We start from the raw sequence: 18,926 nt of genomic DNA on the forward strand, positions 1-18,926 counted from the left end.
TATGGACACAGTCGCACACCACGGGCGGACCACGGCCTACCGGAACGCTCCCGGCGACGGGTCTGGTCCGGTGGCGCTCTACGTCCACGGGAGCGGTGGGACACATCGGCTCTGGAGTCACCAGTACCGACCCGAGGGACCGGCACACCCGGCCGTCGCGCTCGATTTGAGCGGCCACGGCGACTCCGAGGACGTCGCGACTGTCCCGGGCAGCGACACGCTCGACGCGTACGCCGAAGATGTCGCCGCCGTCGCCCGCGCGACCGACGCCGACGTGCTGGTGGGCAACTCACTCGGGGGCGCAGTCGCCCAGTGGGTCGCTCTGGAGGCCGACTGGCGGCCCGACGCGCTCGTTCTTTCGGGGACCGGCCCAGCGTTACCCGTCTTCGACGGACTACTGGCGTGGCTCCAGGACGACTTCGAGCGGGCTGTCGACTTTCTGCACGGGCGCGACCGGCTCTTTCATACCGACGACGAGTCACTGCGTAGCCCCTCTCGGGACCAGCTCCGCGCTGTCGGGCGCCGCGTCACCCGCCGGGACTTCCAGACCTGCGACCGGTTCGACGTGACTGGCCGACTTTCGGCCATCGATGCGCCGACGCTGGCGCTGTGTGGCGAACACGACAGACTGGCCCCCAGGAGCGACCACGAGGCTCTCGCCCGGGAGCTTCCACTCGGGGAGTTCGCCGTCGTGGCCGACGCCGCGCATCTGGCGATGCTGGAGCGGCCGTCGGCGTTCAACAGCGTCGTCGCGGGGTTTCTCGCGGACGTGCTCGGGGCTTAGTCGGCCCAGTAGTAGCGCGGGCCCAGGGCGAAAAACAGGAGCGCAACGGCGAGCATCAGCCGCGGGAACGCCCGACCGAGCGCGGTCGGGACCACGACGGCCCCGAAGAGGACGACACCCATCGGCCCCACCGTTTTGACGCCGGGCTTGGGATAATCGAAGGGCGAAACCTGCGCGACCGCGAGCACGGCCGCACCCACCGTGATAACAACGGGGCCGGTTATACCGGCCAGATAGGCCGTCGCCAGCAGTATCGCCCCCAGGGAGTTGGGCATCCCCGGTCGCTCCTCGGCGCCGTCGAAGTAGGTCGTATAGAAGGCCGTCCGGAGGATGGAGAAGACGGCGTACAGCGAGGCGACGGCGAGCAGACCGACGGAGACGAGCGCGGGCGGCTCGCCGACCGCGCCGTAGGTCGACCGCAATACGACGTAGACGAACAGGCTCGGCGTGACACCGAACGAGAGCACGTCAGTGATGGAGTCGAGGAGCGGCCCCACGTCGGAGCTTTCCCCGTTACGGGCCGTGATACCGTCGAGCGCGTCGACGATGACCGACAGCAGGATGAGCCGCGCGGCGAGGTGGAGGTCGGTAAATGCCACGACCCCGGCGGCGAAGCCGACGACCGCGTTACACAGCGTTACGGCGTCGGCCCGGCTGAGTCGGCGATGCACCCTGAAGCTCATGGTTGGCGGTGGACCACCGGCTACATGAAAGAGTCGAAAGCGGACCGCCGTTCGAGACGCGCTCTGGACCACATGTCACAGTAATTGTCATTGATGTACACACAAGTCATTTATACGTGAGAGTGAGTCCTGAACAACAAGGGTAGTATCCATGTGGGGAGTAGCATCAGGGCCGGGGAGTGGGGTGGCACGGAGTGAGCGCTAACGAAGACACCCTCCAGCCGGAGCTGTCGCTGGAGCAGGGGTCACAGCTCCTCCTGTCGCTGTCGTCAATGCAGTCGCCGATCGCTCACCTGCCGGCCGACGCATCCCGGAACGTCATCGTCGTCTCCTCGAAGCCGTCGGCGACCGTCGCCGACCGGCTCGCAGACGAGGGAGCAGAGCTTTCGGCCGTCGCTCACATCCCGGTCTCGGGAGCCGAAACGGAGTACGAGGGACCGATGTGGACCTGTGACCCGCTTGTGCCCGACGACCTCACCGGTCTGAGTATGCGTCTCTCCAGGGCGTTCGAGGCTCTCGGTGAGGACGGCTATCTACTCGTCGAGAACCTCAACGTCTTTCTCATGTACGCCGCGGAGGACCGCGTGGTCCGGTTCGTGGACCACCTGACGGAGCTGGCCGAGGACCACGCCATCACGGGAATATATACGCTGGTCGGGGACGCCGTCGGCGAGGAGACCTGTGACAGGCTCCGCCTGAGCGTCGACGCCGAAGTGGACCGCCGCTGAGCTAGCGGATGTCGTCGTCTGTGAGTTCTCTCGCACGGCGGGACAGCCCGACGTTCATCTGCTCGAAGCCGCGGCGAATCCGTCGTTCGAACCGGGCCAGAACCGGGCCCGCCATCGCCCCGCTGAACTGTTCGGTCTGGACGAACCGCGTCCCACCGCCCTCGAGTGGCTCAAGCAGGAACGCGTGGTCGGCCTCGACACCGAACAGCCGCGAGCGCCATCGGAGCGCCCGCTCGGGTTCGACGGCCGTAATCTCCGGGGCGATAGGGACGCTCGGAAGGCCGGGGATGGAGAGCCACACGGCGACGGTCTCGCCGACGGTGAACTCGCCACGGACCGAGAGCAGCGTGTTCCACTGCGGGTAGGCCTCGGTGTCGGTCAACACCGACCAGACAGTCTCGGGGGCGGCCGGAATCTCGACGGACACGCTGACCTCGGGCATCGCCCGGGTTACGGTCTCAGCGGTGAAAAGGCCCCGGACACTGTGCAGTCATGGTCCGAACCGAGGACGCCCGTCTGACGCGCAATGAACATTTAATACCCGCCCGGTACTGAGACGGGGTATGGAAACTGAGAAGATTCCTCAGGAGATTACGACGCTGGTGGGTCGGGAAGTGTATTCGAAAAACGGGGTCTTCGTCGGCGAGGTCGAGGACATCCGCCTCGACCTGGACCGACAGACTGTCACGGGCCTGGCGCTGCACCAGCTGAACAACGAGCTGTTCTCGTCAGAGGCACGGAGCGCTCGCGGGGTCATTATTCCGTACCGCTGGGTCCAGGCCGTCGGTGACGTAGTCATCGTCAACGACATCGTCGAACGACTCCACCAGCCAGACGACGAGACGGACGAAGAAGAGGTCCCGGCCTAGTTCCCGTTCGAGCCCTCGCCGCTATCGACGCCCATCGCCTCGAAGAGTTTTCGTTTGACGGCTTCTTCGGTCAATTCCAGCAGCGTGTCGCGGTTGTCGTCGCTCGTATCCAGCCCGGTGAAAATGCCCAGCGGAATCTCGACGCTGGCGTCCGTCGAGTGGCCCGCCGTCTCGCCCATCTCGCCGAAGGCGTCGGCGAGCACCTTCCCGATGTTCATACGGATGTCCTTCGAGCGAGCTGCGAGGTAGATTGTGTCGTCGGCGATAGCGAAGACGGCGGTGGTGGTGATACCTTCCAGGTTGAGGAGGTGCTGGGCCGCCTGTGAGAGTGCATCCCTGTCGCGGATGAAGCCCGCGTTCGAGACGAGATGGCTCCCCTGAACCTCTCGGTTCCTGATGGCTTCGGCGAGGACGTCCAGTGTCTCGGGACTCATCGACGGCGACTCGACCTGTTCCAGGGTATCGTGGTCGGCGAAGGGGTACAGATAGGCGGCAGCAGTCAGGTCCGCCGGCGTCGTGTCGCGTTTGAAATCCAGCGTCTCGGCGCGAATACCGTACAGCAGCGCCGTGGCAACGGTCTGGTTGAGCGTGAGGTCGAGCTCCTGGATGTACTTCGTCAGAATCGTCGAGGTCGCGGAGACGTTCGGCCGGATATCGGAGAACGCGGCGTCGTACTCCTCGTCGTGCTCGTAGTGGTCGATGAGGATGTCGATCTCGTCGACGCTCACCTCACCCCCTTTCGCCACGTCGACGAGTGCGAACGTATCGAACTCGGACAGCTCGACCTCATCGCGAGAGGCGAGCTCGATGCCAAGCAGGTTCACGAACGCGCGGTTCTCCTGGTGGCCGATTTCGCCCTCGTAGATGATATCCGCCTCGACGTCGCGACTCTCCGCGATGGCCCGCAGTGCCGCCGCCGACGCGATAGAGTCAGGGTCCGGCGAGCGATGGATGAGAATCGCCATCCGCTCTTCGGTGGCGTCGATGACGTCGCCCAGCTGTGAGGCCTTGTACTCCAGTTCGCCAGTCTCCAGCGCACGGAGCGCCGAGTCGGCAATGACCGCCGAAGGGTTGATAACCACGTCGGCACCGAGTTCGGTCAGTTCGTCGGCCGAGACGGGGTCGTCCGCGCGAGCGACGATAAACTGCTCGCCGTCGGCTGCGCGGATGTTCCGGACTGCCTCGGCGTTGGCTGTCACGTCCGGTGACATGATGAGGATGACGTCCCGGTCGTGGACGGTCTCGGCGACATGTTCGTCCTCGATGTCGGCCTGCTGGGCGTTGAGGTCCTGGTCGCGGAGCGCTTCGACGCGACCCTCGTCGGCGTCCAGAATCAGGACGTCTTTCCCTTCGTCGACGAGTTCCTCCGCCACGGCGTGTCCCACGCTCCCACACCCGAGGATGGCGTAGGTAGACATCGACGCCATCGTAATGCCACTGGCAGCACTCATTGGCAAGCAGTGTGGTCGGCACACACTTATATTACACCGTCTCCGCGGTCTGTCACGAGACCAACCGCAATTGTCGCTGGGCCCGCACGAAGATGAAAACGTGACCGCCGGCCGCCAGGCCGAAAGGAAACGTATATACAAACCCCTCCGTAATCGATACACGCAGGGCCGGTAGCTCAGTCTGGCAGAGCGACGGCCTCTTAAGCCGTCGGTCGAGGGTTCAAATCCCTTCCGGCCCGTTTTCCTGCGAACGGCAGTGAGCAGTGACAACACCAGTAGGGTTTGAATCAGGGAAGAGCTTCGCTCTGACCGTGGTTCAAATCCCTTCCGGCCCGTTTCTGCGACGAAACTACGTGAGGAGCAAAGCGGCTATGAAGCGGTTTGAACCCCGATGACGCAGCGGTCGAACGAAGTGAGACCGACCGTCTTCCGACGGTTCAAATCCCGAGAGACGACGCCGTCTCTCGACCTTCGCAAACCCTGCGGGTTCGCTCAGTCCCTTCCGGGCCGTTTTCCTGCGAATGATAGGGTGGCGCCCCCACCACAAAACATTTTCAACTGAATGTCGAACGAGAATTAATGCTCCTCCAACTATTGCAGATACCGGGTGGCCCCGAGTTGCTCATCATCTTCCTCATCGCGTTCTTCCTGTTCGTCATAACGGTCGGCATCACCTACTGGGTGTACACCGACGCGACGGAACGGGGCAACGACAACGCTACTCTCTGGGCGATAGCGACCTTTGCGGGACTGTTTATCCTCGGCCCGCTCGGTGCTGTGGTCCCGCTTGCGTACCTGGTGGTCGGCCGCGAGTAGCCTCACGCGAGCCGCCGTCGCATCTCGACGTGGGGGATGCCGGCTTCTTCGAACTGCTCGCCGACCGACTCGTAGCCCAGTTTCCCGTAGAACCCCCGGACACTGACCTGGGCGTGCAGCGTCGCCGAGGTCGCTCCAGCGTCCCTGGCTGCCGACTCGGCGACGTTCATCACTTGGCGACCGAGTCCTTCGTCGCGATACTCGGGGCACACCGCGACGCGCTCGATTTTGGCCGTCGACGGGTCGGGAAAGCGAACGCGGGCAGTGGCGACCGGGTCAGCGTCGTCGGTGAAGACGACGTGTGTCGCCGCGTCGTCGCGGCCGTCCATCTCGACGGCCTCCTCGACACCCTGTTCCTCTATGAAGACCCGGCGCCTAACAGTGTGGGCCAGCGAGATAGTGTCGGCGTCACTGCCGACGTGACGAGTGTAGTTGGTCATACGAAAACTGCGGCGGCTGCGCTGGAGAACGTTGTGCCGGTACTCAGTTGTCGGGGCTGTAGTTCGGCGCTTCGTCCGTAATCATCACGTCGTGGGGGTGACTCTCCTGGTGGCCGGCCGAGGAGACGCGGACGAACTCCGACCGCTCCTTGAACTCGGGGATGGTCTCGGCGCCGACGTAGCCCATGCCCGACTGCATCCCGCCGACGAGCTGGTGGAGCTCGGAGGCGAGCGACCCCTTGTAGGGGGTCGCGGCCTCGACGCCCTCGGGGACGTACTCCTCGCTTTCGTCGTCCTCTTTGAGGTATCGCTCGCCGCCGCCCTCGTTCATCGCGCCGACAGAGCCCATGCCGCGGTACTGCTTGTACTTCTTGCCGTTCATCTGGATGACGCGGCCGGGGGCCTCGTCGGTACCAGCGAAGTACGAGCCGAGCATCACCGCGTCCGCGCCGGCGGCGATGGCCTTGATGGCGTCTCCGGAGTACCGAATACCACCGTCGGCGATGACGGGGACGTCGTGCTGGCTGGCCACGTCGGCGACCTGTGAGACGGCAGTTATCTGGGGCATCCCGGCGCCGGTGACGACGCGGGTGGTACAGATAGAGCCGGGACCGATACCGACTTTCACGCCGTCGGCGAAGTCGACGACGGCCTCGGCGGCCTCGCTGGTGCCGATGTTGCCGACGACGACGTCTGCCCCGACGTTCTGTTTTATTTCGCGGGCGCTGTCGATGACGTTCGCGTTGTGCGCGTGGGCACAGTCGATAAAGAGCACGTCCGCGCCGGCCTCGTCGGCCGTTTCGGCCCGGTCGACCTCGAACGGTCCGACAGCGGCGCCGACGCGGAGGTGGCCGCCGTCGTCGCGGGCGGCGTCGTCGTACTCGCGGCGCTTGAGCACGCCGCGCATCGTGATGAGGCCGACCAGTCGGTTCTCGTCGTCCACGATGGGGACGCGCTCAATCTTGTGGTCGTACATCAGTTCGAGCGCTTCCCGCGGGGTGACGTCCTCGGAGGCGGTGATGACCTCGTCGGTCATGGCCTCGGTGACGGCGTCGGACTCGCCGACCTCGAGGTACGGCCGGATGTCGGTCCCGGAGATGATACCCAGGACCTCGCCGGTCTCGTCGTCGACGACGGGGGCGCCGGAGACGCCCTTCCGGTCCATCATGGTGTCGACCTCTCGGACGGTCTGTTCGGGGTGGGCCGTGACGACGTCGCGGATGATGAGCTCGTCGTAGCGCTTGACGCGCTCGATTTCGGCGGCCATCTCGTCGGCGTCCATGTTGCGGTGGAGCACGCCCAGCCCGCCCTGGCGGGCCATCGCGATAGCCATGTCACTCTCGGTGACAGTGTCCATCGCCGCGGTGAGCACGGGGACGTTCAGCTCGACGCTCTTCGAGACGCGTGTCGCCGTGTCGGCTTCGTCCGGCTCGACCCGGGACTCTTTCGGCCGCAGCAGTACGTCGTCGAAGGTCAGCGCCTCCGGAACGCGGAGTTTCTCGGAGAAAGGCTCGGAATCGTTCGCCATGTAAGTCGTCCATGACCGCCGGCCAAAAACGTTGCGAGACTCCTGTGGACTGTGGTGGGGTCGCATACCGTAGGGGCTGTGAGGGGGGTGTCTGACGTTGTGACTGAGAGGGCCTGCCTACCCTGGCTGTGCGTTTGTGGGTTGTTTTCACATTTGCCGACATCCCGCTACACTCGTCCAGTTGTATGTGTCTATTTCCCACGTTTCACGGTGCGTGGTCCCGCCTCTCACACAACGCTTATACCCTTTTGAAAGTTAATTATAGATATGCGCTGCTCCCACCCCACCAGCGACCTCACCGACCGGCAAGCCCCGTGTGCTACGACGTCGGCAAACACATTTTCGGTGGGCTTCGGGACGTGGAACCGCCAGTCCGGCGGTGTCGACCACGCGGCAGCCACCCGAGGGGAATCGGGGTATCCCCAGCACTGACACGCGATGAGTAGCTCCAGACACCCGGTCGCGCTCGACATCGAGCGGCAGGTCGGCCGCGGCGGCCGACTGCTCGCGACGGTGATGGGCCTCCCGCTCGTGGACGGTATCTTCCCCGTGCTCGTCCTCGCGGGCGCGCTTACGACCTGGACCGGTATGCTCGAGGTCGGCCTGCTCGTCTTCGGTGGCTCCGCGATGGTCGCAGTCGTCCTCGCGGAGATGGACGGCACGCCCCGGCAACAGGCCAAAGCCGTGTTGCTCATCGGCGCCGTGCTGATTCCGGTGGCGATACTCGAAGCCGCCCTCGCGCCGACCATCGCCGGCGTCGTCCACCTCGCGACGTTCGAGCGCTTCGCCGGCATCGTCATCCTGGCCATCGCGGCCCAGACCGCAAGCGCCCGCATCGGCGAGGTGCTCCCCGGCCCGCCATCATCGTCGGCCTGGGCCTGCTGGCCAGTGTCGACCCTGCCGGCGCGGAGCTGGTGGTCGAGGCCAACCCCGAGATGCTGGCCCGCGCCGCCGCGACCGCCGGTATCGGTGTCGCCTTCGCCCTCGTGGTCGCGCTCGCCAGCCCGTGGCTGCGCAACGCTGTCGACATCGACCGGTTCCGCTTTGGCAGCGCCGTCGCCCTGGGCGTGCTCGCACTCTCCGTGCTCGGCCTGCTCCCCACCCAGGCCCCGGTCGCCTTAGCAGTACTCGGCGTCACCGCCCTGCTATCCTTCGACCCGGAGAACGCCCGCACGCGACACCAGGAGTACCACCCCGACGCGGTGGATCTCACCGCGGCGTTCTCCGACGGCGGCGCGTCACAAGGAGTGGCCGCAGACGAGCGCACCGACGACGGCGCGAAAGTGGAGTACGACCCGGACCAGGAACGCGCGCCGTGGCTCTAGGAACGACTTTCGCCTGTTTTTGAGATTCCATCGTGAGTGCTGACAGCCAGAAAGCCCCCATGCTCTCGACTCCCGCGGCTCGCTGTGCTCCTCGGCCTTCGGCCTGCGGTGCTTACTTCGCCGGGGTTCGTCGAGAGCATGGCCCCTTTCAGTCCCACCCGTAGCCGGTTGGTCAAGCAGCGCTGGGTGGGACTGAAAGGGGCGGCTGGCTGAACGAAGGTGGACGACGTCCTCGCGAGAGCTCCGCTCTCGCGGGATGATGAAAATCGCTTCGCGATTTTCAGATCACAAGGACCACAGCGAGCGCAGCGAGCGAGGACCGCAGCGAGGCCCCCGAGTTCAGCCAGCCGGGGCTTTCTGGCTGTTTGCAGTGGCGTTACCTGGTTCTGGTGCGGAGACTTTCTGGCTGTCAGGAGTCCGATTGAGAACCTCATAGGTCAACGCCAGCCTCGCTGCAAGAATTGCTAGAGGGGAAGATTTAGGCGGCCGACGCTCCGCTCTCCGGTATGGCCGACAACCGCGTGGTACAGGGGCGTATGCAAACCCCTGCGAGCCTCGCCGAACTCATCGAAGGCGAGAGCGTAATGGACGCAGAACCGATTGAAGACGCCGACCGGGAGTGCCCGGACTGTGGCGAAAACGTCCTCTCGGTGGGCTATATGCCCTCCGCGCTGGAGTTCGTCACGGGCTACAAGTGCCAGGAGTGCGACTGGTCGGAGACCGACCGGGACTGAGCGAACGCGTAGCGTTCGCGAGGGTTGGGAGACGCCTGTGTCGTCTCGCAGGACTGAGCGGAGCCTTCAGCTCCGATGGTCGAGAGACGCCTCGCGTCTCTCGGGACTGATACTTCCAGCGGCGGCGGTCCGTCCCGCAATCGAAATCCCTTTAGTACTAATCGGCATACGACGGAGTGCGGGGTCGTGGCCTAGTCCGGGAAGGCGGCTGACTCCAGAGGCCACGCGCCAGGGACGACAATCCGAGGGCTGATATACTGAGCGACCGGCTGATCACCGGCTCGCGACGATGACCCTCTGGAGTTCCGAGGCGCTGGTTGGAGATATCAGCCGATCGGGGGTTCAAATCCCTCCGACCCCATACCGTTTATAAAGGTAGCAGTAATTTTTGCTGCTTCCTTCACCGAGGTGATGAGCGATGAGCGGCGTGATTGCCCCCGACGAGGGGCTGCCGCTCATCTGCGAGTTCTGTGGCTGCGTGATTCCCGAGGACGGGCGCGACTGTCCCGCCCTCGATGACGGGAGGTGCCGTCCATGAGCCCGCAGTGCGACAACTGCGGGGCACACGTCTCCCCGGTGTTCAAACGCGCCCGGAGCGACAACGACGGCGTTCTGCACGGCTGTCCGGAGTGCACCAGCCCAGCGACCCGTGCCCGTGACTGTGCCGGCGTCTCGTCGGCTTACCAGCAGCGCACGGACCCGGACGGACAGACCATCGCGACTGACGGAGGTGACGTGTAGATGGCGGTCCGTCAGGTCGTCGAGTGTGGGCAGTCGGCCCAGCTCGTCGACGGGGCCGGGCTGTGCCCGCGGTGTGGCCTGCCCGTCGCTGGCCCGTCCCACGACACGGGAGGCGTCTGAGATGCCGTCACAGAACCAGCCTGCCGACACCAGCGACCGGCTCCGCTGTCCGAGCATCGTCGAGCGTATCGGCGAGGACCCGGCCCGCTGGCTCGACTGGGACCTCCTGGCCGACCCCCAGCGTGCCGAGATGGTCCGGACGCTCATCGACGGCATCGAGACCGTCGAACGGCTGCGAGCGTGGCGCGCTGTCGAGCGGAAGCTCGCCAACGACGACCACAACGACGGCGCCCGGAACCCCCTTGAGGAACCGCGGGCGGCCATCATGCAGCGCCTGGACCAGCGCGAGGAGTGGCTCGAACTCCATGGCGAACGGTGCGACCGGCTGCCCGACGAGATCGACAAGTCCTGTGAGTGCTGTGACTCCGATGGCTTCGTGACCGCTGCCGAGCTGCGGGAGCGCCGCGAAGAGGAGTCTGCCCGGCGGATTTCGGGATACGACCCTGCCGGCGTCGACACCAGCAAGACCTCGCCCAAGACCGAGGCGACCGGCCTCGATGCCTTCGCGACTGACGGGGGTGTCGAGCAGTGAGTTACACCTTCCGGCTCGGCTGGTATCTCTGCCCCGAGTGTGGTTCTCGCCTCGAAGAGTCCAGTGGTCCCGACGGCCTCCATGCCTGCCGGTGTCCAGAGTGTGAGTGGGGAACTGTCTACGACCCGAACGCCCACGAATGGGCTCGCGATGAACTGGAGCTTGTTCCGACCGAAGAGCGCTCGGGGTGGTCGGCGTGAGCCGAGTCGAACCGGCGACACACGAAGCGCTGGCCCACCTCTACTACGCCCCGGTCGACACGGGCGACGACGCCCTGGTCGATTACGACGGCCTCGACCCGTACTTCGCGCTGACGAAGCTTCTCATCGCAGAGTACGACGGCTACGCCGAACTCCAGGGCGTCGAAATCAACGGCGAACTGTGGGATATCCGGCTGAACTATCACCAGTCCGGTATCGCGCCCCGTCCTCAGGACGACCTCGACGTCGAGCGACTGTACGAGCTGGATATCAACGTCTCGGGCTACGGCGAGCGGAAGTGCCACTACACGGTGAAGCCGCGGTTCCCCGAGATGCGCCACCACGAGTCCGGTGACCGAATCACGACACCGTTCGACCACACCGACCCCGAGACTGGCGTCTGTGTGAAGTGCCAGCCGGCGAACATGGCACTCGACGAGGTCGCCGACCTCTGGCCTCGGTTCGTTTCCGAGCTTTCGATGAACGCCGGCCAGGGCATCTACCACGGCTACTTTCAGGCGCCGTTCGACGGCCGGATTTCAGCGCTGGAGCGGTATGTCAGGATCACTCGCACGATGAACGAGAAGCTCATCAAGACCGGTGGCGTGCTCGACCGGATGGCGATGCTCCTGTCGGACGCCGACGGGACGAAAGGCGAGTACACCTGGGATAACGAGCGCGAACGCGGGTATCACCACACGGTCAAACACGGCTCGACCGGCGCTCGCGAGTTGATACAGCACCATCGCCTCGGTGGGCAGGTCAAGAGCTACCTGCCCGAGAACCCGGAGAACTTCGAGGAAGACGATGCGATGTACCACCCGAAGGTCGGGACGAAGTTCGTGAAGGGACGTACCGCCAGCGGCTCGGTGCCATGGTCCGAGCGCCACGACGTCGTTCGCGAGCTCGACGAGCGACTCCTGTCGATTCTCTCCTGGGCCGACGTGCCGACCCAGGCCGGCGGGACGACCTACATCTCGGACTGGCACTTCGACGCCGAGGCTGCCGACTCGCCCGTCTCGGTTCACGAGACGCCGCTGCCCGAGCTCAAGGCTCAGCAGGAGCACCTGTTGATGACGGTGCTGCGAGACATGACGCCGGCCGACCAGGAGTTCACCGAGACCGTCGCGACCGACGGCGGGATGCACGTCGACGAACTCACCGAGGAAACCGGCTACTCGCGTTCGGAGCTGTATCGCGCGCTCAAGCGCCTGCCCGGCCTGCTGGAGAGTGACAACGGCCACGTGCAGTTCACCAGCGAGAAGCTCCGCCAGGAGGTCTCGGCGCTCATCGAGTCCGTCGAGTCCAGCATCGAGTCGGCCGTCGACCGCGCGGCGAAGATCGTCGACATGGACCTCCGCCAGTCGGCCTCGTCGGCCTTCGACCGCTGGCTCGCGAAGTACGGCGCCGAGGTCGACTGGCCCGACCACGAGGGCGAGACGCCCGTCGTCCGCATCGACACCGTGCTCTCGGAGTACAAGAACACGAACTCGCTGCCGTACTACGAGCCGGTGTTTCAGGAGATGATTGACGCCTGGCGTCGCGACGGTCGCGACGTGGCCGACCTGCTGGCAGCGACGGTCCACGTCAATATTAGCGGGAGCGAGATGGAACGGACGCTCGCGACGCTCCGGTAGCGCGGCCCTGGCGAGAGGCATCACTGTCGTTCGGTTCCGTCTTTTATATACCAGTCGTCGCGTGACGGCCTAACCCCCATTTCCTTTGCAGTCGCTACCCCGCCTGTTCAGCTGTTCTCGCCAGTTCTGTGTCGCTCGCTATCCCGCTCAGCGGGACGCACCCCTTAGCGGGTGTGCCTAAGGGCACGCCCCTGCGGGGCGCAAAAATACACACCGCTCCGCTGCCGCAGACTCCAGATGAACCAGTAGAAACGAAGGGGTTCAGACGCCAGTGCGTCGCCGCCCACACGCCGGGCACCACTCACACGCCTGGATGGCCGCACAACGGATGCACGCGACCATCGCGTCGTCAAGCGTGCTCACGGTCTGAGCCTCCTGGCGGCCGACGAGACCGCGTTCCCGAGCTGGCCGTTCCCGAAGCGACGGTACGCGAGATAGCCGACGCCTCCGACCAGCACCACACCGACAACTGGCGAGCCGCCACCGCCGTCGGACCCGGTCGGGCCTATAAATCCGCTGGCAGATTCACCGTCGAATCCGGTCGATCCCTCGAAGGTCGACCCGTTCTCATACTCGCCCGAGTAGTCGAACGTCCATCCCTCGTCAGCCGCAGTTCCGTTTGTCGCGTTCGACGGGATTTCCGTCTCGTAGTAGCTCGTCGGGTCGTCGAACTCGCGAGTCTCGTTGTAGACTACGCTGCCGGTGTCATTCTTTATTTCGAGGTTGACATTCGTCACCTCCTCGTCAGTACTGAATCCGACTCCTGTGCTGTTCCCGTCGGTCAGATTGTTCTGTGAGTCGTTGATTCGAGTGAGATGGGGTTTGATGCCCTCCTCGGTCGTATTGCCGATGACCTTTTGGCGCGGTCCGCCGGGTTTGATCGTCAAATCCGACGGATAGTACTTACCTCGGAACTGGTATTGCGTCTCCCAGACAGCGCCCGATTCCGACCGAACAGTGAGGCCATAGTACGTTTCTTTCTCCAGTGACGCACTGATTTTGTCGTCGCCGTTGAACTGGTTGGATATTGGGTCTGTATCACTGCTGAAGCGGGCCGTACTCGGGTTCTCGAACAGGTTTTGCTCGGTCTGGTCGTCGACGGAGACGGAGACTTCCTTTTTATCCTCTGAGGAACTCCCAGTATTCACGCTATCCCCTGTTGCGAATTTGTCGATAGTGAAGGACGCCCCGTCACCGCCCACCCGGAATTCAGCAATGTCTGATACTCCAGAGTCCCGAGTGCTAAATCCATCTTCAGAGGCTATTGTTTCCCCAGTATCTGCTCTCACAACCTCTGCGTCGAATGTGGAATCCCCGGTTGAGGTTATCGTTACTATATAGGGAACATCCGACTCGGCTTCTACCAGTGGGTAATTGACAGTATCAGGGAGCTCAAGCGTTATATCGCCATCTATGATTCCCACAGAGGTAAGTAAATACCCACCACTCCCCCAAATTGAGACTTGTTTGGCGTTCGGGGATTTACTTACATCGTCGGCTTTAATCCGAAATGATAGTGACTCCGAGTTTAGGTTGTCGTACTCTATTCGTTGGTAGGCACCGGCTTCGTATCTGAGCGAGCGATCTCCTTCTAGTGGGTCATCAGTTTCCGCCTTCCATTCCGAAGCGTCAGTATCTCCTGTCCAGCTACCCAGCAAAGGGTCATCCTCAAAGTCTTCGAATACCGTTTCATCCGAACTCGCACCTACTTGGCCCACCGAAGCGTAGTTAGCGACTGGGACAGCAACGGTTGTTAGCACTATTCCGATTGCCAGGGAGGTTTTTGCCAGCTGCCGAATCTCAACCGTTCCGAGTGCCGACCAAATCAATCGGTCAAATCGACCATAGCACGCCAGCGCGACAAGCCCGACTATCAGACTGGTCGACGCCAATTCCGCCCAGATGACGCCTTCAGGCAGTAAAGACTGTGACACTGCCCATGCGTCTGTTAGCGCATTCAAGACGAGCGCACTCGCAGGCACAGCCGCCCAGCGACGGTTCGCGTACCGATGAAGCAACCGATAGAGCCCCGAGACAAGTAGCGCAGCCAGAACGCCCCATCCACGCATTCCAAGTGTCTCGATAAGCCACCGCGAGACGGGATTAGTCTCGGTCGCCATCCCTGTCCCGACCATGAGCGCCGTCATCGAGACCGCGACCCACGAGGCGACGTGTGCCGTCGCTTCGAGTCGCCGCAGTGTCACCGCATCGGTCAGTTTGCTGTACCACGTCCGTAGCTGCTTGCTGTTGTACATCTCAGAGTGCCTCCGTCAGTTGGTTGAATGCCTGTCCGACCTCGACGACGCCGCTCACTGAACCCAGCACCAGTAGCGCGAGCACGATAGCGCCGACGACGGCGAACGTGCGCGAGTAGCGAGCGATGACCTGGAAGACGCCCGCGAGCTCGTGGAGATACCACAGCCCGACGACGCCAGCCGTGAGGACGCCGATGACGACACCTTCCAGCCCGAGGACGCTGCCGAGGAACCCGAACACGGCTTTCGCGATTTCGTACGCGACCACGCTCACGCACCTCCGCTCGCGAAAACGCTCGCGCGGGGTCGGCATGCGTGGCTCCGCGTCTGGCCGCACACAGTACTGTATGCGCCCAGACACCCGCCCGCCCGGGGGGACCCCTGTGCGCCCAACAGATACACGCGCGCGTTAGGCAGCGCGCTCGCGCTCGTCGAGCGCGCGACGTGCGCCCGATATCGAATTCGAACCCCGGCCTTCGAGCGTCGAGTTGTTTTTAAAATCGAACTCGAGCTCATCGACCCACCTCGATTTTGAGCTTGTAATCGGTCGGACTCGGCATATCCTTCCAGCGGAAGGGGTCGAAATGCGTCTCGTTGTACATCAGCGCCTTGCCGATGGGGAACTCGTCGGTCATCTCGTAGTTCATCGGCACCGTCTCGAAGCCGACCACGTCCGTCGAGGTCGTCGGATTCGCCGTCCCTGGCATCTGTATCCGCCAGCGAATCTTGTGGCGAATCGCCTGGTGGATGTCGACCTCGCTGTGACCGAACAGAAAAATCGAGAGGCCGAACTTTCGAGCGTCGACCCAGAGGTCTTTCAGCAGTTCGACTTTCTGGTACGTGCCGAACTGGTCTTTACGCGCGCTCTGCGGTGCGATATCGCCTATCTCGTCGCAAATCCATGTCGTCCAGTGGTGCGGGCCGTGGTTCACACGAGCGAGCGCCCACGCGAACCACCAGTGGTTCGCCGGGTCGCTCTCGTGAAACAGCGTGTCGCGCTCCGGCGGCGTGTCGTAGACTTTCTCTGGGTCCTTGTCGAGAATCTCCTGACAGCCCCGAAGCTGTGGGTCAGGGTAGACGACGTGGAACTGCCCCGCGTCGAGATGGTTCCGGTTGAGGTCCACCGGGTCGCGGTAGCGTCGGACCTCGCGAACGATTCGCTCCAGCTGGTCGATGTCCAGCTCCGCCGCCGGGTCCGTCGGGTCCTTGCTCTCCAGGCGGACAGTGACGTCGACGCCTTTGGGCAGGCACAGCACCGTCCAGGGCGCGAGTGGCAGCCACTCGCTCCGGCTCGTCGAGCCCCGCCAGACGACTTTCTCGTCGTTGGCTTCGAGCATCCGGACCGCGATGTAGTTCCCGAACGTCGACTTCCCCTTCCCTGGTTTCCCGCGGGCGAGGAAGTCCGTGCCGCCGGCTATCAGGTCGCCGCCAGCGTCCCAGGAATGTTCCCAGCAGTTCGGGATGACGCCCTCGTACTCGAAGGCATCTGGGTCCCAGGCCGGAATCCCGAACGTCTCGCGCATCGAGCGCGCATCACTCCAGCGCGACGTGTTGCCCGTCGCCTGGTAGGTCGTTCGGACCGGTTCGTCGAACTGGTGGAGAATCTCCTCGGTCAGCTCGGCGTCGGCTGTGTCGTCGGTACTCCAGTCTATCGAACTCATGCGAATTGGGCCTCCTTAGATTCGGTTTCGGCGTCTGCGACCTCCGCGGCGTTGTTGGCGAGTTTGCGGATGCCGCGTCGGAAGTTCGGCAGGAGCTTGTCGGCCGCCAGAATGCGCCGGGCGCGCTCGTGCTTGGCCGCCTGCCCGCACAGAATCTCGACGGCGACCTCGTCCCGGACGAGCTCGCGCATCCACGCGCCCGAGGCCTCGCCATAGCTCGCCATAATCACGTCATCGAGCCACCGCGAGATTTCCTCGCGCTCGTCGAAGCCATCCAGCAGGTCGGTCAGCGCGGTCGCCTGGCGCTGGTCCCACTCACGCAGCGACGGGCGCATCGCGACCGCCGACTGCTTGTCCGGGGCGTGGGCGTCCTCGTCCTCGGCGCTGTCGACGTACTCCGTGGCGCTGGTCCGGAGCGTCCGGAACGCGTGCTGATAGGCGCTGGTGACGTGTTCGGTCAGCCAGAGCTCGCGGCCGCGTCGAGCGCGCTCGTCGTCGATGCCCTCGTGGGGACGCACCGATGCGACGACGAACATCCCGAGCTTCTCGCCCATCAACTCGCGGGGCAGGTCCTCGTAGACCTGCGCGTCTATCTCGCCGATTGTGCGGACCGTAATCTCCTGTAGCCACGTCAGTAACCTTCGCTGTGACCTGAGGCCGCCGCGGTACTCGTCTTTCAGGTCTCTGATATCGTTGTGTAGCGTGACGAGCGCCGGTCGGTAGTTCTCGAAGGCGGCGCTACTCATCGTCATCACCCCGGTGGCCGTTCAGCCGTTCACCGTCGCCCTCGTCAGCGTCCGAGGCGACGCTCGCCGGGACCTTCTCGTCTCGGTCGAGCAGCTTCTCGAAGACCGTCCGCTCGTGGTCTTTGACCTCGCGGTCGATATCGCGCTGTTTGTCGATGCGCTGCTCGTCGAGCTTCTCTTTGAGTTCGTCGAAGTGTTTCGCGTCGTCGACGTCCTCCTCGAAGCGAGCCATCGTGCCGTAAGCCGTCCGAAGATGGGCGGGCGCGGGGTTGACCGCAGCCACGCCGTCAACCGGCTCAAGCGCCCAGACGGCGAGACCGGCAACTGTGAGCACGGCCGTTGCCAGCGGCCAGACCGGTCCCGTGATTGTGCCCGACAGCAGCGCCCAGGCCGACAGACAGACGCCCCCGCCGACGAGCGCGTACTGCATCGCGTGCTCGCGAGAGAGTTCGGGCAGGTTGACGCGCCAGCCCTCCGGCGAGTAGTGCAGTATCTCGTCGGCTTCGGGGTCGGTCAGGAACCACTCGTCGAACTGTCCCTGCATCGGGACTCGCGTGCGCAGCTCCTCGACGTTCTCGATTTTCGCGGCCTTCCCGAAGACGCGGGCCAGGAACGGGAACAGGCCGGGTTTGACGACCTGGACGCTGCCGTCGGGCGTTCGGACTATCTTCTCCACCTGTGATTCCGCGTCGACGATATCCCACGCCTCATCGCCAGTCGGTGAGTCCGTGTACGACAGCGTGAGTCGCGTAAACAGCGCCTTCGAGACGTTCGTCTCGTAGGTCTCCAGCAGGATGATAGCGAAGACGCCGACAACGTACAGCGCCAGGATAATCGGCGCGTTGACCACGAGGTTCGCGACGCTCTCGTACAACACCAATGCGCCCAGGCCCGTTCCTATCGACAGGACGATGAGCCACGGCGCGTAGCCGTACTGCGGGCCGATGCCGGCCGTCTCCAGCGCCCGCTTTATCGCCCACCCAGCGGCGAAGCCGCCGACGATGATGATCAGCAGGAAGTCGGTGACGACCGACGCCAGGTAATCGCCCTGGCTGTTGATGTCGGCCGACTGCGTGGTCGCGATACTCTTGTGTGCGAACGTCCATCGCGCGTAGTCTTCGCCCTCGATCCACATCGTGACCTGCGTGGTCTCGTCGTTCTGGCGCAGCGGGATTTTGACCGTGGGCCGACCACGCTCGAAGGTCACCTCGTGGGTAGCAACAGAGACGTTCCGGGCGACCGGTTCCTCCGTGGTCGTGTTGCCCTGACGGACCGTCTTGGTGCCCTTCTCCCAGTACGCGACTTTGACCTTGTGGTCGCGGTCCTCGAAGGTCCACGTCCGCAGGTAAATCGCGTTCCGGCCGATGGTCGTCCCCGGCGCGAGGTTCTTGCTCCCCTCGTCGCTGCCGGGTTCGGCGAACGGATTCGAGGCGGGCCAGTAGACTGCCCAGTAGGCGCGTTCTTTCCCCATCCGGACGCCATCCGGAGAGTTGGCCTGCCGGGCGCCGTTGCGCTGGAGCTCCTCCAGCGTCAGCTCGCCGTCGTCGCTGGCGTTGCTCGTGTTGTCCGCGGTCGGCGTCGCCGTCGGGGTCGGGCTCTGCTGGGCCCCGACGGTACCGACGAGCGGTGCCGCGACCAGCAGGAACACCGCCAGCAGCGCGATGAACGTTCGCATC

At 64.2% G+C, this 18,926-nt stretch carries 19 protein-coding genes, 2 tRNA genes and 1 pseudogene; 12 read left to right on the forward strand and 10 right to left on the reverse strand.

Annotation, left to right across the window (positions count from 1 at the left end; translation table 11 throughout):
• Position 1: 1 nt before the first annotated feature.
• Positions 2–784 carry an alpha/beta fold hydrolase gene (locus P1K32_RS15140; RefSeq protein WP_276250527.1) on the forward strand — a complete coding sequence of 261 codons (783 nt, stop codon included), beginning with the start codon at positions 2–4 and terminating at the stop codon, positions 782–784.
• Here P1K32_RS15140 and P1K32_RS15145 read toward each other — a convergent pair.
• The gene (locus tag P1K32_RS15145; protein ID WP_276250528.1) at positions 781–1,467 is read right to left on the reverse strand and encodes a protein sorting system archaetidylserine synthase; all 687 of its coding nucleotides are present in this window, start codon (positions 1,465–1,467) and stop codon (positions 781–783) included. The genes P1K32_RS15140 and P1K32_RS15145 overlap by 4 nt on opposite strands.
• Before the next feature lie 194 nt (positions 1,468–1,661).
• Here P1K32_RS15145 and P1K32_RS15150 point away from each other — a divergent pair, with 194 nt between their 5' ends.
• Positions 1,662–2,195 (forward strand): DUF7504 family protein, encoded by a 534-nt coding sequence (locus P1K32_RS15150; protein ID WP_276250529.1) that lies wholly within the window; start codon positions 1,662–1,664, stop codon positions 2,193–2,195.
• A 1-nt stretch (position 2,196) separates the two neighbouring features.
• Here P1K32_RS15150 and P1K32_RS15155 read toward each other — a convergent pair whose 3' ends face one another.
• Positions 2,197–2,637, reverse strand: a complete 441-nt coding sequence (locus P1K32_RS15155; RefSeq protein WP_276250530.1) for an SRPBCC domain-containing protein — start codon at positions 2,635–2,637, stop codon at positions 2,197–2,199.
• A gap of 121 nt (positions 2,638–2,758) precedes the next feature.
• Between P1K32_RS15155 and P1K32_RS15160 the strand changes: the two genes are divergently transcribed.
• Positions 2,759–3,064, forward strand: coding sequence for a PRC-barrel domain-containing protein (locus P1K32_RS15160; protein ID WP_276250531.1), 306 nt, complete (start codon positions 2,759–2,761; stop codon positions 3,062–3,064).
• Here P1K32_RS15160 and P1K32_RS15165 read toward each other — a convergent pair.
• Complete coding sequence (locus P1K32_RS15165; protein ID WP_276250532.1) at positions 3,061–4,515, reverse strand: DHH family phosphoesterase; 1,455 nt, start codon at positions 4,513–4,515, stop codon at positions 3,061–3,063. The genes P1K32_RS15160 and P1K32_RS15165 overlap by 4 nt on opposite strands.
• A gap of 165 nt (positions 4,516–4,680) precedes the next feature.
• Here P1K32_RS15165 and P1K32_RS15170 point away from each other — a divergent pair.
• Positions 4,681–4,754 (forward strand) — tRNA-Lys (locus tag P1K32_RS15170).
• Positions 4,755–5,094: 340 nt separating this feature from the next.
• A complete protein-coding gene (locus tag P1K32_RS15175) occupies positions 5,095–5,331 on the forward strand; it encodes a hypothetical protein (protein ID WP_276250533.1) in 237 nt (78 codons plus the stop codon).
• Between the two features lie 2 nt (positions 5,332–5,333).
• On the opposite strand, the gene P1K32_RS15180 is transcribed toward P1K32_RS15175, so the two are convergent.
• Positions 5,334–5,771 (reverse strand): GNAT family N-acetyltransferase, encoded by a 438-nt coding sequence (locus tag P1K32_RS15180; RefSeq protein WP_276250534.1) that lies wholly within the window; start codon positions 5,769–5,771, stop codon positions 5,334–5,336.
• Between the two features lie 43 nt (positions 5,772–5,814).
• Entirely contained in the window at positions 5,815–7,299 is a 1,485-nt protein-coding gene (gene guaB, locus P1K32_RS15185) for an IMP dehydrogenase (protein WP_276250535.1), read from the reverse strand.
• 267 nt (positions 7,300–7,566) lie between these two features.
• Here guaB and P1K32_RS15190 point away from each other — a divergent pair, with 267 nt between their 5' ends.
• The 7 genes and pseudogenes from P1K32_RS15190 to P1K32_RS15220 all read left to right on the forward strand — a co-directional run bounded on the left by P1K32_RS15190 (position 7,567) and on the right by P1K32_RS15220 (position 12,588).
• A complete protein-coding gene (locus tag P1K32_RS15190; protein ID WP_276250536.1) occupies positions 7,567–7,731 on the forward strand; it encodes a hypothetical protein in 165 nt (54 codons plus the stop codon).
• A gap of 6 nt (positions 7,732–7,737) precedes the next feature.
• A pseudogene (locus P1K32_RS15195) lies at positions 7,738–8,624 on the forward strand (DUF5794 domain-containing protein).
• Between the two features lie 506 nt (positions 8,625–9,130).
• The gene (locus P1K32_RS15200; RefSeq protein ID WP_276250537.1) at positions 9,131–9,358 is read left to right on the forward strand and encodes a DUF5795 family protein; all 228 of its coding nucleotides are present in this window, start codon (positions 9,131–9,133) and stop codon (positions 9,356–9,358) included.
• Positions 9,359–9,538: 180 nt separating this feature from the next.
• Positions 9,539–9,719, forward strand: a tRNA-Trp gene (locus P1K32_RS15205).
• 173 nt (positions 9,720–9,892) lie between these two features.
• Positions 9,893–10,099, forward strand: coding sequence for a DUF7563 family protein (locus tag P1K32_RS15210; protein ID WP_276250538.1), 207 nt, complete (start codon positions 9,893–9,895; stop codon positions 10,097–10,099).
• Positions 10,100–10,220: 121 nt separating this feature from the next.
• Complete coding sequence (locus tag P1K32_RS15215; RefSeq protein WP_276250539.1) at positions 10,221–10,751, forward strand: hypothetical protein; 531 nt, start codon at positions 10,221–10,223, stop codon at positions 10,749–10,751.
• Positions 10,752–10,947: 196 nt separating this feature from the next.
• Entirely contained in the window at positions 10,948–12,588 is a 1,641-nt protein-coding gene (locus P1K32_RS15220; protein ID WP_276250540.1) for a DUF7845 domain-containing protein, read from the forward strand.
• A gap of 359 nt (positions 12,589–12,947) precedes the next feature.
• Here P1K32_RS15220 and P1K32_RS15225 read toward each other — a convergent pair whose 3' ends face one another.
• The 5 genes from P1K32_RS15225 to P1K32_RS15245 all read right to left on the reverse strand — a co-directional run bounded on the left by P1K32_RS15225 (position 12,948) and on the right by P1K32_RS15245 (position 18,925).
• Positions 12,948–14,843: a hypothetical protein gene (locus P1K32_RS15225; protein WP_276250541.1), complete on the reverse strand. Its 1,896-nt coding sequence runs from the start codon at positions 14,841–14,843 to the stop codon at positions 12,948–12,950.
• Position 14,844: 1 nt separating this feature from the next.
• Positions 14,845–15,111 (reverse strand): hypothetical protein, encoded by a 267-nt coding sequence (locus P1K32_RS15230; RefSeq protein ID WP_276250542.1) that lies wholly within the window; start codon positions 15,109–15,111, stop codon positions 14,845–14,847.
• A 244-nt stretch (positions 15,112–15,355) separates the two neighbouring features.
• Entirely contained in the window at positions 15,356–16,504 is a 1,149-nt protein-coding gene (locus P1K32_RS15235) for an ATP-binding protein (RefSeq protein WP_276250543.1), read from the reverse strand.
• On the reverse strand, positions 16,501–17,250 hold the full coding sequence (locus P1K32_RS15240) for a hypothetical protein (RefSeq protein ID WP_276250544.1): 750 nt from the start codon (positions 17,248–17,250) through the stop codon (positions 16,501–16,503). Before P1K32_RS15240 ends, P1K32_RS15235 begins: the two co-directional genes overlap by 4 nt.
• A complete protein-coding gene (locus P1K32_RS15245; RefSeq protein WP_276250545.1) occupies positions 17,243–18,925 on the reverse strand; it encodes a hypothetical protein in 1,683 nt (560 codons plus the stop codon). The genes P1K32_RS15240 and P1K32_RS15245 overlap by 8 nt, the downstream gene beginning before the upstream one ends.
• Between the last annotated feature and the right edge of the window lies 1 nt (position 18,926).

The sequence above is a fragment of the Haloarcula rara genome (genome assembly GCF_029338235.1).
GTDB lineage: Archaea > Halobacteriota > Halobacteria > Halobacteriales > Haloarculaceae > Haloarcula > Haloarcula rara.

What these genes read in the sequence shown, in the direction of transcription:
- P1K32_RS15175 (WP_276250533.1), top strand. Translation starts at nt 5,095, where the DNA reads ATGCTCCTCCAACTATTGCAGATACCGGGTGGCCCCGAGTTGCTCATC.
- P1K32_RS15190 (WP_276250536.1), top strand. Translation starts at nt 7,567, where the DNA reads ATGCGCTGCTCCCACCCCACCAGCGACCTCACCGACCGGCAAGCCCCG.
- P1K32_RS15155 (WP_276250530.1), bottom strand. Translation starts at nt 2,637, where the DNA reads ATGCCCGAGGTCAGCGTGTCCGTCGAGATTCCGGCCGCCCCCGAGACT.
- guaB (WP_276250535.1), bottom strand. Translation starts at nt 7,299, where the DNA reads ATGGCGAACGATTCCGAGCCTTTCTCCGAGAAACTCCGCGTTCCGGAG.
- P1K32_RS15245 (WP_276250545.1), bottom strand. Translation starts at nt 18,925, where the DNA reads ATGCGAACGTTCATCGCGCTGCTGGCGGTGTTCCTGCTGGTCGCGGCA.
- P1K32_RS15140 (WP_276250527.1), top strand. Translation starts at nt 2, where the DNA reads ATGGACACAGTCGCACACCACGGGCGGACCACGGCCTACCGGAACGCT.
- P1K32_RS15210 (WP_276250538.1), top strand. Translation starts at nt 9,893, where the DNA reads ATGAGCCCGCAGTGCGACAACTGCGGGGCACACGTCTCCCCGGTGTTC.
- P1K32_RS15180 (WP_276250534.1), bottom strand. Translation starts at nt 5,771, where the DNA reads ATGACCAACTACACTCGTCACGTCGGCAGTGACGCCGACACTATCTCG.
- P1K32_RS15240 (WP_276250544.1), bottom strand. Translation starts at nt 17,250, where the DNA reads ATGAGTAGCGCCGCCTTCGAGAACTACCGACCGGCGCTCGTCACGCTA.
- P1K32_RS15215 (WP_276250539.1), top strand. Translation starts at nt 10,221, where the DNA reads ATGCCGTCACAGAACCAGCCTGCCGACACCAGCGACCGGCTCCGCTGT.
- P1K32_RS15160 (WP_276250531.1), top strand. Translation starts at nt 2,759, where the DNA reads ATGGAAACTGAGAAGATTCCTCAGGAGATTACGACGCTGGTGGGTCGG.
- P1K32_RS15200 (WP_276250537.1), top strand. Translation starts at nt 9,131, where the DNA reads ATGGCCGACAACCGCGTGGTACAGGGGCGTATGCAAACCCCTGCGAGC.
- P1K32_RS15145 (WP_276250528.1), bottom strand. Translation starts at nt 1,467, where the DNA reads ATGAGCTTCAGGGTGCATCGCCGACTCAGCCGGGCCGACGCCGTAACG.
- P1K32_RS15225 (WP_276250541.1), bottom strand. Translation starts at nt 14,843, where the DNA reads ATGTACAACAGCAAGCAGCTACGGACGTGGTACAGCAAACTGACCGAT.
- P1K32_RS15235 (WP_276250543.1), bottom strand. Translation starts at nt 16,504, where the DNA reads ATGAGTTCGATAGACTGGAGTACCGACGACACAGCCGACGCCGAGCTG.
- P1K32_RS15165 (WP_276250532.1), bottom strand. Translation starts at nt 4,515, where the DNA reads ATGAGTGCTGCCAGTGGCATTACGATGGCGTCGATGTCTACCTACGCC.